Annotated in this window: 11 protein-coding genes and 2 rRNA genes (1 of these 13 running past the window's edge); 5 read left to right on the top strand and 8 right to left on the bottom strand. The window is 68.4% G+C overall.

All coding sequences use genetic code 11. The features are described 5' to 3' along the window. The 3 genes from OG553_RS15540 to OG553_RS15530 all read left to right on the top strand — a co-directional run. A 23S ribosomal RNA gene (locus OG553_RS15540) occupies positions 1–2,603 on the top strand (it extends 516 nt beyond the left edge of the window). Positions 2,604–2,677: 74 nt separating this feature from the next. After that, a 5S ribosomal RNA gene (gene rrf, locus OG553_RS15535) occupies positions 2,678–2,794 on the top strand. 114 nt (positions 2,795–2,908) lie between these two features. Continuing rightward, a complete protein-coding gene (locus tag OG553_RS15530) occupies positions 2,909–3,463 on the top strand; it encodes a GNAT family N-acetyltransferase (protein ID WP_405979560.1) in 555 nt (184 codons plus the stop codon). On the opposite strand, the gene OG553_RS15525 is transcribed toward OG553_RS15530, so the two are convergent. The 7 genes from OG553_RS15525 to OG553_RS15495 all read right to left on the bottom strand — a co-directional run bounded on the left by OG553_RS15525 (position 3,460) and on the right by OG553_RS15495 (position 11,855). Further along, the gene (locus OG553_RS15525; protein WP_405979559.1) at positions 3,460–5,121 is read right to left on the bottom strand and encodes a type VI secretion protein; all 1,662 of its coding nucleotides are present in this window, start codon (positions 5,119–5,121) and stop codon (positions 3,460–3,462) included. The two genes, OG553_RS15530 and OG553_RS15525, sit on opposite strands and share 4 nt — an antisense overlap. A 2-nt stretch (positions 5,122–5,123) precedes the next feature. Continuing rightward, entirely contained in the window at positions 5,124–6,542 is a 1,419-nt protein-coding gene (locus tag OG553_RS15520; RefSeq protein ID WP_401255927.1) for an ATP-binding protein, read from the bottom strand. Between the two features lie 18 nt (positions 6,543–6,560). Continuing rightward, positions 6,561–8,120 (bottom strand): SCO6880 family protein, encoded by a 1,560-nt coding sequence (locus tag OG553_RS15515; protein ID WP_405979558.1) that lies wholly within the window; start codon positions 8,118–8,120, stop codon positions 6,561–6,563. Beyond that, entirely contained in the window at positions 8,117–9,475 is a 1,359-nt protein-coding gene (locus OG553_RS15510) for a hypothetical protein (RefSeq protein ID WP_405979557.1), read from the bottom strand. The genes OG553_RS15515 and OG553_RS15510 overlap by 4 nt, the downstream gene beginning before the upstream one ends. Next, positions 9,465–10,280 carry a hypothetical protein gene (locus OG553_RS15505; RefSeq protein WP_405979556.1) on the bottom strand — a complete coding sequence of 272 codons (816 nt, stop codon included), beginning with the start codon at positions 10,278–10,280 and terminating at the stop codon, positions 9,465–9,467. The genes OG553_RS15510 and OG553_RS15505 overlap by 11 nt, the downstream gene beginning before the upstream one ends. Positions 10,281–10,382: 102 nt before the next feature. After that, the gene (locus OG553_RS15500) at positions 10,383–10,691 is read right to left on the bottom strand and encodes a hypothetical protein (protein ID WP_008742356.1); all 309 of its coding nucleotides are present in this window, start codon (positions 10,689–10,691) and stop codon (positions 10,383–10,385) included. 348 nt (positions 10,692–11,039) lie between these two features. Continuing rightward, the gene (locus OG553_RS15495; RefSeq protein ID WP_405979555.1) at positions 11,040–11,855 is read right to left on the bottom strand and encodes a pentapeptide repeat-containing protein; all 816 of its coding nucleotides are present in this window, start codon (positions 11,853–11,855) and stop codon (positions 11,040–11,042) included. Positions 11,856–11,914: 59 nt separating this feature from the next. On the opposite strand from OG553_RS15495, the gene OG553_RS15490 reads away from it, so the two are divergent. Continuing rightward, entirely contained in the window at positions 11,915–12,523 is a 609-nt protein-coding gene (locus tag OG553_RS15490) for a LysE family translocator (protein ID WP_405979554.1), read from the top strand. Between the two features lie 61 nt (positions 12,524–12,584). Next, complete coding sequence (locus OG553_RS15485; protein WP_405979553.1) at positions 12,585–13,376, top strand: thioesterase family protein; 792 nt, start codon at positions 12,585–12,587, stop codon at positions 13,374–13,376. Positions 13,377–13,432: 56 nt separating this feature from the next. Here OG553_RS15485 and OG553_RS15480 read toward each other — a convergent pair whose 3' ends face one another. Beyond that, on the bottom strand, positions 13,433–13,831 hold the full coding sequence (locus OG553_RS15480; RefSeq protein WP_405979552.1) for a hypothetical protein: 399 nt from the start codon (positions 13,829–13,831) through the stop codon (positions 13,433–13,435). Positions 13,832–13,979 lie beyond the last annotated feature (148 nt).

Here is a 13,979-nt window from a genome sequence, read left to right as displayed (position 1 = left end):
AATATTCCCTGGTGACCGATAGCGGATAGTACCGTGAGGGAATGGTGAAAAGTACCGCGGGAGCGGAGTGAAATAGTACCTGAAACCGTGTGCCTACAAGCCGTGGGAGCGTCGGATGCAGCTTGCTGTATCTCGTGACTGCGTGCCTTTTGAAGAATGAGCCTGCGAGTTAGCGGTGTGTAGCGAGGTTAACCCGTGTGGGGAAGCCGTAGCGAAAGCGAGTCCGAATAGGGCGATTGAGTTGCACGCTCTAGACCCGAAGCGGAGTGATCTAGCCATGGGCAGGTTGAAGCGGAGGTAAGACTTCGTGGAGGACCGAACCCACCAGGGTTGAAAACCTGGGGGATGACCTGTGGTTAGGGGTGAAAGGCCAATCAAACTCCGTGATAGCTGGTTCTCCCCGAAATGCATTTAGGTGCAGCGTCGTGTGTTTCTTGCCGGAGGTAGAGCACTGGATAGGCGATGGGCCCTACCGGGTTACTGACCTTAGCCAAACTCCGAATGCCGGTAAGTGAGAGCACGGCAGTGAGACTGTGGGGGATAAGCTCCATGGTCGAGAGGGAAACAGCCCAGAGCATCGACTAAGGCCCCTAAGCGTACGCTAAGTGGGAAAGGATGTGGAGTCGCAGAGACAACCAGGAGGTTGGCTTAGAAGCAGCCACCCTTGAAAGAGTGCGTAATAGCTCACTGGTCAAGTGATTCCGCGCCGACAATGTAGCGGGGCTCAAGCGTACCGCCGAAGTCGTGTCATTGCAGCAATAGGGCCAACGCCCGCTGTGATGGGTAGGGGAGCGTCGTGTGCCGGGTGAAGCAGCAGCGGAAGCTAGTTGTGGACGGTTCACGAGTGAGAATGCAGGCATGAGTAGCGATACACACGTGAGAAACGTGTGCGCCGATTGACTAAGGGTTCCTGGGTCAAGCTGATCTGCCCAGGGTAAGTCGGGACCTAAGGCGAGGCCGACAGGCGTAGTCGATGGACAACCGGTTGATATTCCGGTACCCGCTTTGAAACGCCCAATATCGAATCCATTAATGCTAAGCCCGTGAAGCCGTTCCGGACCCTTCGGGGAAAGGAAAGTGGTGGAGCCGGCGATCCAAGGTGGTAGTAGGTAAGCGATGGGGTGACGCAGGAAGGTAGTCCAGCCCGGGCGGTGGTTGTCCCGGGGTAAGGGTGTAGGCCGTGTGGTAGGCAAATCCGTCACACATTAAGGCTGAGACCTGATGCCGAGCCGATTGTGGTGAAGTGGATGATCCTATGCTGTCGAGAAAAGCCTCTAGCGAGTTTCATGGCGGCCCGTACCCTAAACCGACTCAGGTGGTCAGGTAGAGAATACCGAGGCGTTCGGGTGAACTATGGTTAAGGAACTCGGCAAAATGCCCCCGTAACTTCGGGAGAAGGGGGGCCATCACTGGTGATCGGACTTGCTCCGTGAGCTGGGGGTGGCCGCAGAGACCAGCGAGAAGCGACTGTTTACTAAAAACACAGGTCCGTGCGAAGCCGTAAGGCGATGTATACGGACTGACGCCTGCCCGGTGCTGGAACGTTAAGGGGACCGGTTAGTGACCTTTCGGGGTTGCGAAGCTGAGAACTTAAGCGCCAGTAAACGGCGGTGGTAACTATAACCATCCTAAGGTAGCGAAATTCCTTGTCGGGTAAGTTCCGACCTGCACGAATGGCGTAACGACTTCTCGACTGTCTCAACCATAGGCCCGGTGAAATTGCACTACGAGTAAAGATGCTCGTTTCGCGCAGCAGGACGGAAAGACCCCGGGACCTTTACTACAGTTTGATATTGGTGTTCGGTTCGGCTTGTGTAGGATAGGTGGGAGACTTTGAAGCAGCCACGCCAGTGGTTGTGGAGTCGCCGTTGAAATACCACTCTGGTCGTGCTGGATGTCTAACCTCGGTCCGTGATCCGGATCAGGGACAGTGTCTGATGGGTAGTTTAACTGGGGCGGTTGCCTCCCAAAGGGTAACGGAGGCGCCCAAAGGTTCCCTCAGCCTGGTTGGCAATCAGGTGTTGAGTGTAAGTGCACAAGGGAGCTTGACTGTGAGACCGACGGGTCGAGCAGGGACGAAAGTCGGGACTAGTGATCCGGCGGTGGCTTGTGGAAGCGCCGTCGCTCAACGGATAAAAGGTACCCCGGGGATAACAGGCTGATCTTCCCCAAGAGTCCATATCGACGGGATGGTTTGGCACCTCGATGTCGGCTCGTCGCATCCTGGGGCTGGAGTCGGTCCCAAGGGTTGGGCTGTTCGCCCATTAAAGCGGTACGCGAGCTGGGTTTAGAACGTCGTGAGACAGTTCGGTCCCTATCCGCTGTGCGCGTAGGAATATTGAGAAGGGCTGTCCCTAGTACGAGAGGACCGGGACGGACGAACCTCTGGTGTGCCAGTTGTCCTGCCAAGGGCATGGCTGGTTGGCTACGTTCGGAAAGGATAACCGCTGAAAGCATCTAAGCGGGAAGCCTGCTTCAAGATGAGTATTCCCACCTCCTTGAGAGGGTAAGGCTCCCAGTAGACGACTGGGTTGATAGGCCAGATGTGGAAGCCCGGTAACGGGTGGAGCTGACTGGTACTAATAGGCCGAGGGCTTGTCCTCAGTTGCTCGCGTCCACTGTGTTAGTTCTGAAGTAACGAACTCGCCTTGCCGGCTTGAGTTCAACTTCATAGTGTTTCGGTGGTCATAGCGTTAGGGAAACGCCCGGTTACATTCCGAACCCGGAAGCTAAGCCTTTCAGCGCCGATGGTACTGCAGGGGGGACCCTGTGGGAGAGTAGGACGCCGCCGAACAATCATTGTGGGAAAGCCCCGCACCTTATGGTGCGGGGCTTTTCTGCGTTCAGGGTTCATGCATGGCACGGATATCACGTTGACCCGCAGTGATCTGGGCATTTGGATTCGGCTATGAACCAGCATGTGATCCGGTCCGTACGGGCCGAGGAGTGGCAGAAGGTCAAGGAGCTGCGGCTCGCCGCGCTGAGTGATCCCGCGGCGTCGATGGCGTTCCTGGAGACCGTCGAGGAGGCCGCCGCCAAGCCCGACGAGTTCTGGCAGGACCGCGCCGCCGGCGCGGCGGAGGGGTTGCACGTACGGCAGTTCATCGCCGAGGCGCCCGACGGGCGGTGGGACGGGTCCGTCACCATGTTCATCGAGGCCGCGGGTGACACGGACTTCCTGGGGCAGGTCGTCGAGGCCGACCAGGGGCACGTGGTCGGCGTGTTCGTCCGTCCCGAGCAGCGGGGGAGCGGGCTGACCGACGCGCTGTTCGCGGCTGCCCTGGAGTGGGTTTGGGAGCGGGAGGAGCCGGTGCTGGACCGCGTACGGCTCTTCGTGCACGAGCACAACGAGCGGGCCGGCGGCTTCTACCGGCGGATCGGGTTCCGGGCGAGCGGGCTGGTGATCCCCAAGCCGGACGACCCGACCGCGAAGGAATGCGAGTACGTGATCGCCCGGCCCTAGCGGGCGTCGGTCGGCCACTCCGGCCAGCGGGAGCGGGCCTGTTCGCGGCTGCGGCAGAGCGCCAGGAGGGGGAGGGCCTCGTCCTGGAGCAGGTCCGGGAGCCGGGGGACGGGGGCGACGGCCGCCACGTCCTCCAGGACCAGCGACAGTGGTGGGTCGAGCCGGCCGTGGGATGACCGTGCGGCCATGCGGCGGCCGTGCTCGACCACGTCTGCGGCGAGGGCGGTCAGGAGGGGCATCGCACCCGGGTTGGTGCGCGGATCCTCCAGGGGTTCGCCCAGTACGTAGAGGGTGCCCCCTTCGGCGGCGAACGATGCCAGGGTGAGGGAATCCGTACGGTTCGGGTTGCACGCCTCGCGGATGTGGATCGAGGTCAGGCAGGACAGGGCGCGTGCCGTCAGCTGCTGGGCCTGCTCGCGGCGTTCGGGGTGCGCGGTGAGGGCGCTCTCCAGCTCGCCGGCGGCGCCGGGGGCGGCCTGCGGGTGGGTGCGCAGGGTGCGTACGGGGTCCTGGGCGCCGTTGCCCTGGGCCCAGCGGGCCAGCTGCTTGAACGGGAGGCCGTCGAGGGCGGCGGCCTGGAGCCAGCTGCGCAGCAGGGTCTCGGCGGTGTCGGCGAGGGCGCTGTCCAGGCGGGCTTGGGGGCGTACGGGGGCCAGCAGGGCGACCGCGCGGGCGGCGGCGGTGTCCCGGTCGGCGCAGCCGTCGGCGGGGTTCCAGTGCATGCGGGCCGGGGTGTCGCACAGGTGCGAGGGGTCGTAGAGGAGGACCGGCCCGAGCTTCGCCCGGGCGTCCTTGGTCTCCGCCCACAGGGCGGGGGAGGACGTGACCACCAGGGCGGCGCCCTCGGCGGCCGCGAGGGCCTGGGCGGCGAGGTGGTGGCGTTCGGCCGGGTCGCCGTAGGCGAAGCGGGGCGTCGGGGCGGTGGCGGCGGGCCGCGCCGGGGCGTAGCCGAAGCCGTAGCGGTAGGCGTCCTTGGCGGGGGCGGGGGTGTCGCCGAGCGAGGTGTAGCGGGCCGGGGACGGCCTGCGGGGCGGGGTGCCGGCGGCGGGTGAGTGTGCCTGGGCGTGTGCCGCTCCGGGTGCGGGGACCGGTGCCGGGGCCGGGGCGGAGAACGGGGCGTGCGCCGCTGCCGGTGAGGGGGCGTGGGCCGGTGAGGGGGTGCGGGGCTCCGTGCGGGCCGGGCCGGGGAGCCGGTCCGGGGTGCGGGGGCGGGCCTTCGCCGGGGCCGGCTGGGCTGTGTCGGGCTCGGCGTCGGCGTCCGTGTCGGGCTCGGCCCGTGGGTACCGGCGGGCCGGGGTGCGGCGGGCCTTCGTACGGGCGACGACGCCCAAGGTGAAGATCGTCAGGACCAGCATGACCAGCAGCTGGCTGATGAACAGGCCCCAGAACAGGCCCCAGCCCGACAGCGCCGCCGGGTCCGTGTCGGGCCAGGCGCCGGGGATGTCGTGGGGTTGCGTTATCAGGGCGCGGACGGCCCCCGGGGTGCGGGTGAAGGTGACGGTGGCCGGCCAGGAGCCCTTGGCGAAGAGGGCTGCGAGGCCGGTGGCCGACCAGACGAGGACGGCGAGGCCGAGGAGGAAGGCCAGGAGGCCGACGAGTACCCCGTCGGGGATGCCGCCGGCTCGCGCGGGGGGCTCCGTACGTCTCGCGTCGGGCATGGTCAGGCCACCGTGGTCGCTGATCCGGGGCCGGAGCCCCGCTGGCGTTCGATGTACAGGGCTCGTTCCTCCGCTTCGAGTTCGGCGGCCAGCAGGTCGTCGGGGAGCTGCTGGGGGGTGGAGGACTCCGTCATCGCGCGGTCGGTGTAGACGAGGGGGCGTTCGGTCTCGGTGATCAGGTGTTTGACGACCTGGACGTTGCCGTTGACGTCCCAGACGGCGATGCCGGGGGTGAGGGTCGGGATGATTTCGACCGCCCAGCGTGGGAGGCCGAGTACGCGGCCGGTGGCGCGGGCTTCGTCGGCCTTCTGGGCGTAGATGGTGCGGGTGGAGGCCATCTTGAGGATGGCGGCGGCCTCGCGGGCCGCCGCGCCGTCGACTACGTCGGAGAGGTGGTGGACGACGGCGACGAAGGACAGGCCGAGGCGGCGGCCGAACTTCAGGAGGCGCTGGAAGAGCTGGGCGACGAAGGGGCTGTTGATGATGTGCCAGGCCTCTTCGACGAGGAAGATGCGCTTCTTGCGGTCCGGCCGGATCCAGGTGTGTTCCAGCCACACGCCGACGATCGCCATGAGGATGGGCATGGCGATGGAGTTGCGGTCGATGTGGGAGAGGTCGAAGACGATCAGCGGGGCGTCGAGGTCGATGCCGACGGTCGTGGGGCCGTCGAACATGCCGCGCAGGTCGCCGTCGACGAGGCGGTCGAGGACGAGGGCCACGTCGAGGCCCCAGGCCCGGACGTCGTCTATGTCGACGTTCATGGCCTGGGCCGATTCGGCTTCGGGGTGGCGGAGCTGTTCGACGATGTCGGTGAGGACGGGCTGGCGGTCCGTGATGGTGTCGACGACGTAGGCGTGGGCGACCTTGAGGGCGAAGCCGGAGCGTTCGTCGAGGCCGTGGCCCATGGCGACTTCGATGATGGTGCGGAGCAGCGCGAGCTGTCCGGTCGTGGTGATCGCCGGGTCGAGGGGGTTGAGGCGGATCCCGTCGTCGTTGGCGGCGATGGGGTCCAGGCGGATGGGGGTTATCCCCAGCTGCTGGGCGATGAGGTTCCACTCGCCGACGCCGTCCTCGCCCTGGGCGTCGAGGACGACGACCTGGCGGTCGCGGAAGCGGAGCTGGCGCAGGACGTAGGTCTTTTCGAGGGCTGATTTGCCGTTTCCGGATTCGCCCAGGACGAGCCAGTGGGGGGCCGGGAGCTGCTGGCCGTAGAGCTGGAAGGGGTCGTAGATGTAGCCCTTGCCGCTGTAGACCTCGCGTCCGATGATCACGCCGGAGTCGCCGAGGCCGGGGGCGGCGGTGGGCAGGTAGACGGCCTGGGCCTGGCCGGTGGAGGTGCGTACGGGCAGCCGGGTGGTCTCGACCTTGCCGAAGAGGAAGCTGGTGAAGGCGTCCGTCAGCGCGGACATGGGATCTCGCATGGCGGCTGGTCCCTCCAGCTAGCGTCGGATGCCGGTGGCGAACGGCAAGGTGTTGACGAAGGCGCGGTGGTGCTCGCGGTCGCACCATTCGAGCTTCAGGTAGGACTTGCCGGCGGAGGCGCGGATGGTGCGCTTGTCGCGGGCGAGGGCTTCGGGGGAACGCGAGGACACCGTGATGTACCCGACGAGGTTGACTCCCGCAGCGCCGCTGGCGAGATCTTCACCCCTCTGGTCGAGGCGGCCGTGGGCGGCGATGTCGCGGGGGTCGACGGTGCGGTTCATCTTGGCGGCGCGGGAGGCGTCGGCCTCGTCGTTGGTCTTCTCGGTGAGCATGCGCTCGATGGCGATCTCGGTGGGTTCGAGGTCCATGGTGACGGCGACGGTGCGGATGACGTCCGGGGTGTGGACGAGGAGGGGGGCGAGGAAGTTCACGCCGACCGGGGTCATCGGCCATTCCTTCACCCAGGCGGTGGCGTGGCACCAGGGGGCTCGGGTGGAGGATTCGCGGGTCTTGGCCTGGAGGTAGGTGGGCTCCACGGCGTCGAGCTCTGCGGGCCAGGCGTTGCGCTTGGTCATGGCCTGGATGTGGTCGATGGGGTGGTCCGGATCGTACATGGAGTGCACGAGGGAGGACAGGCGTCCCTGGCCGAGGGGCTGGCGGACGCGGATGTCGGCTTCGGCGAGGCGGGCGCAGATGTCGGTGAGCTCGCGGGCCATGACGATGGCGAGGCCGGCGTCGCGGTCGAGCTTGCGGCCCTTGGTGCTGCCGGCGCGGGCGATGGTGTTGGCCTCGGCGGCGAGCTCGCGGGTGTAGTGCATGCAGGCGACGAGGTAGGCGCGGTGCTGCTCCGATGAGGTGGAGACCATCGACTGGAGCTGGTCGTAGGAGTCGCGCAGCCAGACGGGGGCCTTGGTGTCTCCGCGCTGGGCGACGTCCTTGGCGTGGGCGTCGGGGTCGGCGGGGAGGGTGCGGGCGAGCATCTGGAGGCGGGTGACGAAGCCGTCGCCGTTGGCGACGTGCTTGAGGAGGGTGCCGAAGCGGTCGACGAGGGCTTCCTGGTCCTCGCTGTCGCGCAGGCCGACGCCGGGGCCCTCGATCTCGATGGCGGCCGTGACGGTTCTGCGGTCGGCGTGGAGGAGGACGGCGATCTCGTCGGGGCCGAAGGGGGCGGCGAGCCAGTTGATGCGGCCGATGCCGGGGGGCGGGCCGACCTCGACCTCGCGGCCGTCGACGGCGCGGGTGCCGGCTTCGACGGCGCCGGAGCGGTAGGTGGTGCCGCGTCGCAGGGTGCGCTTGTAGCTGCGGCTGATCTCGAACCACCGGTAGAAGGTGCGGCCCTTGTAGGGGACGTACACGGCGGCGAGGGCGAGCAGCGGGAAGCCGGCGAGGCTCACGATGCGGAGGGTGAGGTCGGGGACGAGCAGGCCGCTCATCATGCCGAAGAAGGCGCCGGTGATGATCAGTGCGATTTCGCCGGTTTCGCGGTTCTTGCCGACGATCGCGTTCGGCCGGGCCCGGCCGATGAGATACGTGCGGCGGGGCGCGACCGGGTGGAGCTGGTGGGACTGGGTCGTCAACGCCCGTCACCTCCTGTGTTCCTCGTACTCGAGCCAGTGCGGGGCGGGGGTGCGGCGGAGGGGACATTTCCGCCGCCGGACCCGCTGCCGGAGCGGCGGCTGCTGTGGGCGGCCATGCCTCCGGAGATCTGGTTGGCGTCGCCGCCGCCGGAGCCGCCGCTGGCGCGGTGTGCGCCGCCGCGGCTGCTGTGGGTCTTGATGCCCTGGGAGACGAGGGAGGCCGGGGAGCTGATGACGGCGGCGGCCTGGGCGCCGTCGGTGGCCTGCTTGCGGTTGGAGCGGGCGGAGGCGATCTCGTCGCCGAAGCCGGGGACGAAGCGGTAGATCATCGCGGAGGCGAAGATCGCCAGGAGGATGATGGCGAGGCCGGAGACGACGGCGGAGAAGGCGTTGGGGCCCTTGTCTCCGGCGAGGGCGCCGGCGAGGCCGAGGACGATCACGATGACCGGCTTCACGAGGATGACGGCGATCATGATGCCGGCCCAGCGGCGGACGTGGCCCCACATGTTGCGGTCGACGAGTCCGGCGTAGACGACGGTGCCGAGGAGGGCGCCGACGTAGAGGAGGGCGGCGCGGATGACGAGCTCCAGCCAGAGGACGCCGGCGGCGAGGACGGTGACGAGGGCGACGACGATCAGCATGATCGGGCCGCCTCCGATGTCCTCGCCCTTCTTGAGGGCGTCGGAGAAGGAGCCGAAGAAGACGTCGGTCTTGCTGCCGGTGGCGGAGGCGATGACCTCGGTGATGCCGTCTGTGGCGGAGACGACGGTGTAGAGGATGAGGGGGGTGAAGGCGGAGGCGAGGACGGTCAGCCAGAGGAAGCCGATGGCTTCGGAGAGGGCGGTGCTGAGGGGGACGCCGCGGATGGCGCGCTTGGCGACGGCCAGGAGCCACAGGACGAGGGTCAGGACGGTGGAGGCGGCGAAGACGACGGCGTACTGCTGGAGGAAGGCGGCGTTGGTGAAGTCGACGTTGGCGGTGGACTTCACGGCTTCGCTGAGCTTGCCGACGATCCAGGCGGCGGCTTCGGCGCAGCCCTTGGCCAGGGAGGCCAGGGGGTTGATGGCGTCACCCGCGCCGTCACTGGGGGCCAGCCCCGATCCTGTTCCCCTGCCGGTGCCCTTGTCGGCTTCGCAGTACTGCTTGGCGGGTCCGTCCAGCAGGGCGCAGGGGTCGTTGCTCGCTTGAGGACTGGGGGTACCCGAAGGGGCGGGGGTGCCGGAGGGTGTGCCCGAGGGCGTGCCGGAGGGCGTGGGGCTGGGGGTCGGGGCGGCGTAGGCGCGTGTGGCCAGGGCGGCGAGGGCTAGGTGCACGGAAGCGATCACGCCCAGCCTGCGCGGGAAGCTAGCGGGCATAGGTGAACCCTCCGAACTCCTTGATGGCCTTGCTCATGTCGTCGGACGTCGAGACGGGGACGTCGCCGGGAACCGGTGCCGGTCCGTCCTGCTGCGTGTCGTTGACGACCTTCCAGTCGTCGGCCACCCAGCTGAGTTCGAAGGTCCAGGTCTTCCAGGTGGTGCGGACCGGATCCGTGGACTTCTCGCCGGACATGCCGATGACGCCCGTGTACCAGACCGCGATCTTCGCGGAGGAGGGGTTGTAGCTCTCGACGCGGGTGCCGATCGGGATGGTGCGGGTCACGAAGGTGTTGCCCTGTGGCGGCATGCCGTTCGCGTCGAGGCCGAGCCTGGAGAGGAAGGCGGGTCCGTACGCGGCGTCCTGAGGTCCCTTCAGGGCCGCGGCGGCCTGTGGTGCGTAGATGGCGTCCACCAGGGCGTGCCGGGTGTTCTTGTTGAACATGCCGTCAGAGCCCAGCGCCACCGCGTAGTTGGCGGCCGCCGACTGGGCCCCCTGTTCGTCGTGGGCGAAGCCCTTGGGGATGCCGGCCGTTTTGGTGGTGACCGGGGTCGTGCCCGTGGGGGCCGTCGAGGTGGTGTCCGGGGCCTTGTCCGAGGTGGTGGTGTCCGGGGTGTCGCCCGAGCGGTTCGCGAAGGCGATGGCGGCGATGAGCAGGACGACGACCCCGACGACCGTGATGAGGCCGCGGGAGGAACGGGGGGTGCGGCGGGGGCCGCCGTAGGGGTCGGAGGGCGGGTCCGGGAGGCGGGTGCGGGTCTGGCCCGTGCCGCCGACCCCGCCGTACTGGTCGTCGTCGCTCATTGCGTGTCCGCCCCCTCCGCGTCGTTCGACGGTAGCGCTCGTTCCCGCTCAGGCGCGGTGTGGTGATTCCTCATCAGGGTGCGGCCGGGTGCTGCGGTCCGGCTAGACGGCCATCCCGTAGACGATCGTGAAGAGGGTGCCGAGGGAGCCGATGATGAAGACTCCGGTGAGGCCGGCCACGATCAGGCCCTTGCCCTGTTCCGCGCTGAAGGTGTCGCGCAGGGCGGTCGCGCCGATGCGCTGCTTGGCGGCGCCCCAGATGGCGATGCCGAGGCAGAGGAGGATCGCGACGGCCATGACCACCTCGATCATGACCTTCGCTTCGTTGCCGAGACTGCCGAACGGCCCCCAGTTCGGGGCGATTCCGCCGATGATGGTGGTGATGTCGCCCTTTTCGGCTGCCAGGATCATGTAACTCACCGCCCCTGTATGGGTAGTTCCGGTAGCCCGTGCCCGATGGCAGGGGTCACGCACTATCTTCGCTGATGAAACCGGCGCCGTCGCCGACTTGGCCGGTCTCTTTACCCGTTCTCTCGGCCCGCGCCCCGTATGCGCACCCTGAGCAGGTCACTCTGTGTATCACGGGGGGTGACCCCGGGCAATGATTGTCGGCCCGGCGTGCGCGGGGCCGTGTGAGGGGCGGCCGTTCGGGCTAATAGGGGGAGGCCGGGGCAGCCGGGGAGCGTACGGAGGCGTGAGGGGCGCACGGGTGCTGGGCGGGCGCCGGGGTGCCGGGCCCGCCCGTGCCGGTGCGGGGAGTTACGCGGCCCAGTGCGCGGGGCGGGTGAGGTGTGCGGGGATGCGGGTGTCGGGGGTGCCGCGGGCGGCGTTGACCTGGGCCTGCGTGAGGAAGAGGGTGTCGCGCAGGTCGGCTCCGCGCAGGTCGGCGTCGCGGAGGTCCGCGCCGATCATGTCGGCTCCGCGCAGGTCGGCGCGGCTGAGGTCGGCGGCGATCAGGTAGGCGCCGCGCAGGTTGGCCCCGCGCAGGTCGGCGCCGGAGAGGCGGGCGCCCATCAGGTCGGCGCCGCGGTGGTTCTTCTTGCGGCCGGGGGCCCCGGCGCGGACCAGCTCGCTCGTCTTGAGGAGCAGGGCGTTGACCTCCTGGCGCAGGGCGGGGATGTCGAGGGCGGTGAGGGTGGCGGCGTCGGCGCGGGTGAGGGCCTCGGTCTTGGCGAGGGCGGTGCGCAGGGCCGGGTGGACGGGGGCGGCGGCGGGGCGGGTGAGGGCCTCGGCGGTGTAGAAGAGGAGCTCGTGCAGCTGCCGCATGACGGGGAAGGCCTCGAACATCGCGGTGCGGGTGTCGGGGTGGGTGCGCCAGTCGCGGCCCTCGAAGGTGACCTGGGAGATCTGCTGTCCCGCGCCGAAGCAGTCGAAGACGGTGCAGCCCTGGAAGCCCTGGTCGCGCAGCCGGGTGTGGATGCCGCAGCGGAAGTCCTGCCGGAGGTTCTTGCAGGGGGTGCCGGCGGCCTTGTTCACGGCGAAGTCGGCGGACTTGGCGAAGGGCAGGGCGACGCAGCACAGGGCGAAGCAGTTGGAGCAGTCGGCCTGGAGGAGGGGAAGTGCGGTGGTGGACACCTCTTCATTGTCTCCGGAGTCTCTTGATCCGCGTGGCGGGGGCGGGGAGCATCGCGTGCATGACAGAAGTGATCGCAGTTGCCGTCATCACCCTGCTCGCCGTGATCAGTCCGGGGGCGGACTTCGCGATGGTGGTCAGGAACAGTTATCTGTACGGGCGGCCCACGGGTCTGTTCGCTGCGGCGGGGGTCGCGGCCGGGGTGCTGGTGCACGTGTCGTACACGATGCTCGGGGTGGGTCTGCTGATCGCCTCGTCGACCGCCCTGTTCACGGCGATCAAGCTGGCGGGTGCGGCGTACCTGGTGTGGATCGGGATCCGTACGTTCCGGGCGCGGGCGGAGCTGACCGTGGACCTGGAGGCGGGTCCGGGGCTGACGCGGGTGGGGGCGCTGCGGTCGGGGTTCCTGACGAACGTGCTGAATCCGAAGACGACGCTGTTCGTGGTGTCGACGTTCACGCAGGTGGTCGATCCGGGCACGTCCGGGTGGCAGCAGGCGGGGTACGGGCTGTTCATGGCGGCGGCGCACCTGGTGTGGTTCGGGGCGGTGGCGCTGTTCTTCTCCAACTCGCGGCTGCGGGAGCGGATGCTGAAGGCGCAGAAGGCGCTGAACCGGGCGATCGGGTCGGTGCTGGTGGGGCTGGGGGTCGGGCTCGGCTTCGCGCGCTGAGCCGGCGGGAGGGTCCGGAGGGGCTGGTGCCCGGGGTTACCTGTGGGTAGCGTGCGGCGGCATGGATGCTGAAGACGGGTTCTACGAGCGGCTCGGCGAAGGCCGCTTCCTGGCCACCGGGGCGACGCGCGGGCCGTGGGACCCGGGCTCCCAGCACGCCGGCCCGCCGGCCGCGCTGCTCGGGCGGGTCGTCGAGGAGCGGCCGGGGGCGCGGGCGGACATGCGGATCGCCCGCATCACGTACGAGATCCTGCGCCCGGTGCCGATCGCGGAGCTGGAGGTGACCACCTCGGTGCTGCGCTCCGGGCGCGGCACCGAGGTGATCGAGGCGGCGCTGGCTCCGGCGGGCGGGGCGCCGGTGATGCTGGCGCGGGCGCTGCGGATCCGGGTGGCCGCGGAGCCGGTTCCGGCGGTGGTTCCGGCGGCGGTGCTGCCGCCGCCGGGTGAGGTGGGGGTGACGCCGTTCTTCCCCGTGCCGTGGGAGACGGGCTACCACTCCTCGATGGAGACCCGCTTCACGGAGGGGGCCTTCGTCGAGCAGGGGCCGGGGACCTGCTGGATGCGGATGCGGGTGCCGCTGGTGGCGGGGGAGGAGGTCCGTCCGCTGGACCGGGTGCTGGTGGCGGCCGACTCGGGGAACGGGATCAGCGCGGTGATGGACTTCGGCCGGTTCGTCTTCGTCAACGGCGACCTCACCGTCCACCTGCACCGGCACCCGGTCGGCGAGTGGGTGTGCGTGGAGGCCCGTACGAGCGTGGACGCGGCCGGGATCGGCCTCGCGGACTCCCGGCTGCACGACGAGAAGGGGCCGATCGGGCGGGGGGCGCAGAGCCTCTACGTGGCGGAGCGCTGATCGGATAGCCGGGGCTTGATCACCGGGGGCCGGCGGTCGCCAAGACGCTGAGCGGGCTACCCGCAGTGGTAGCTGTCGGTGTCCACGATGGCTTTGCGGCCCGCGTACTCGATCGAGCCGCCGACGGAGATGCACTTGCCGGCCGCGTTGACCGATACGGGGCCTGCGAAGGTCTTGTAGTTGCCGGCGTCCTCGTCCCACGTGCTGGCCGAATTGCACAGTGTGCCGGGCGGGGTGTTGCACACGTAGATCCCGGCAACCATCGGCTTGGACACCCCGGAGCCACCGTCGGTGTTCGACACCATCACCCCGCAGTTCCGTCCCGTCGCCGGGTCGTAGTACAGGTAGAAGTAGCCGTAGAGGACCTGGCCTGGATAGGCGACGGCGCGGTGCTGATCGATGAGGTTTCCGGCACAGCCGTATCCGCCCGCGTGGGCGACGGGCGAGATCGTCATGCCGCCAAGGATCAGCGCGGACACGGTGGCTGAGCGGGCGAGAACGCGCCGGATACGGCTCACAACTCTCCTAAGGGGTGCGGAGCGATCCGGTGATCCTATATACCGCTGTGTCAACCCCCTTTCGAATGAGGGGAGTCGGTATGGC

The organism is Streptomyces sp. NBC_00158 (genome assembly GCF_045160885.1).
Taxonomy (GTDB): domain Bacteria; phylum Actinomycetota; class Actinomycetes; order Streptomycetales; family Streptomycetaceae; genus Streptomyces.
Note: the sequence above shows the minus strand (reverse complement) of the source record. Positions and strands in the feature narration are given on the sequence as shown.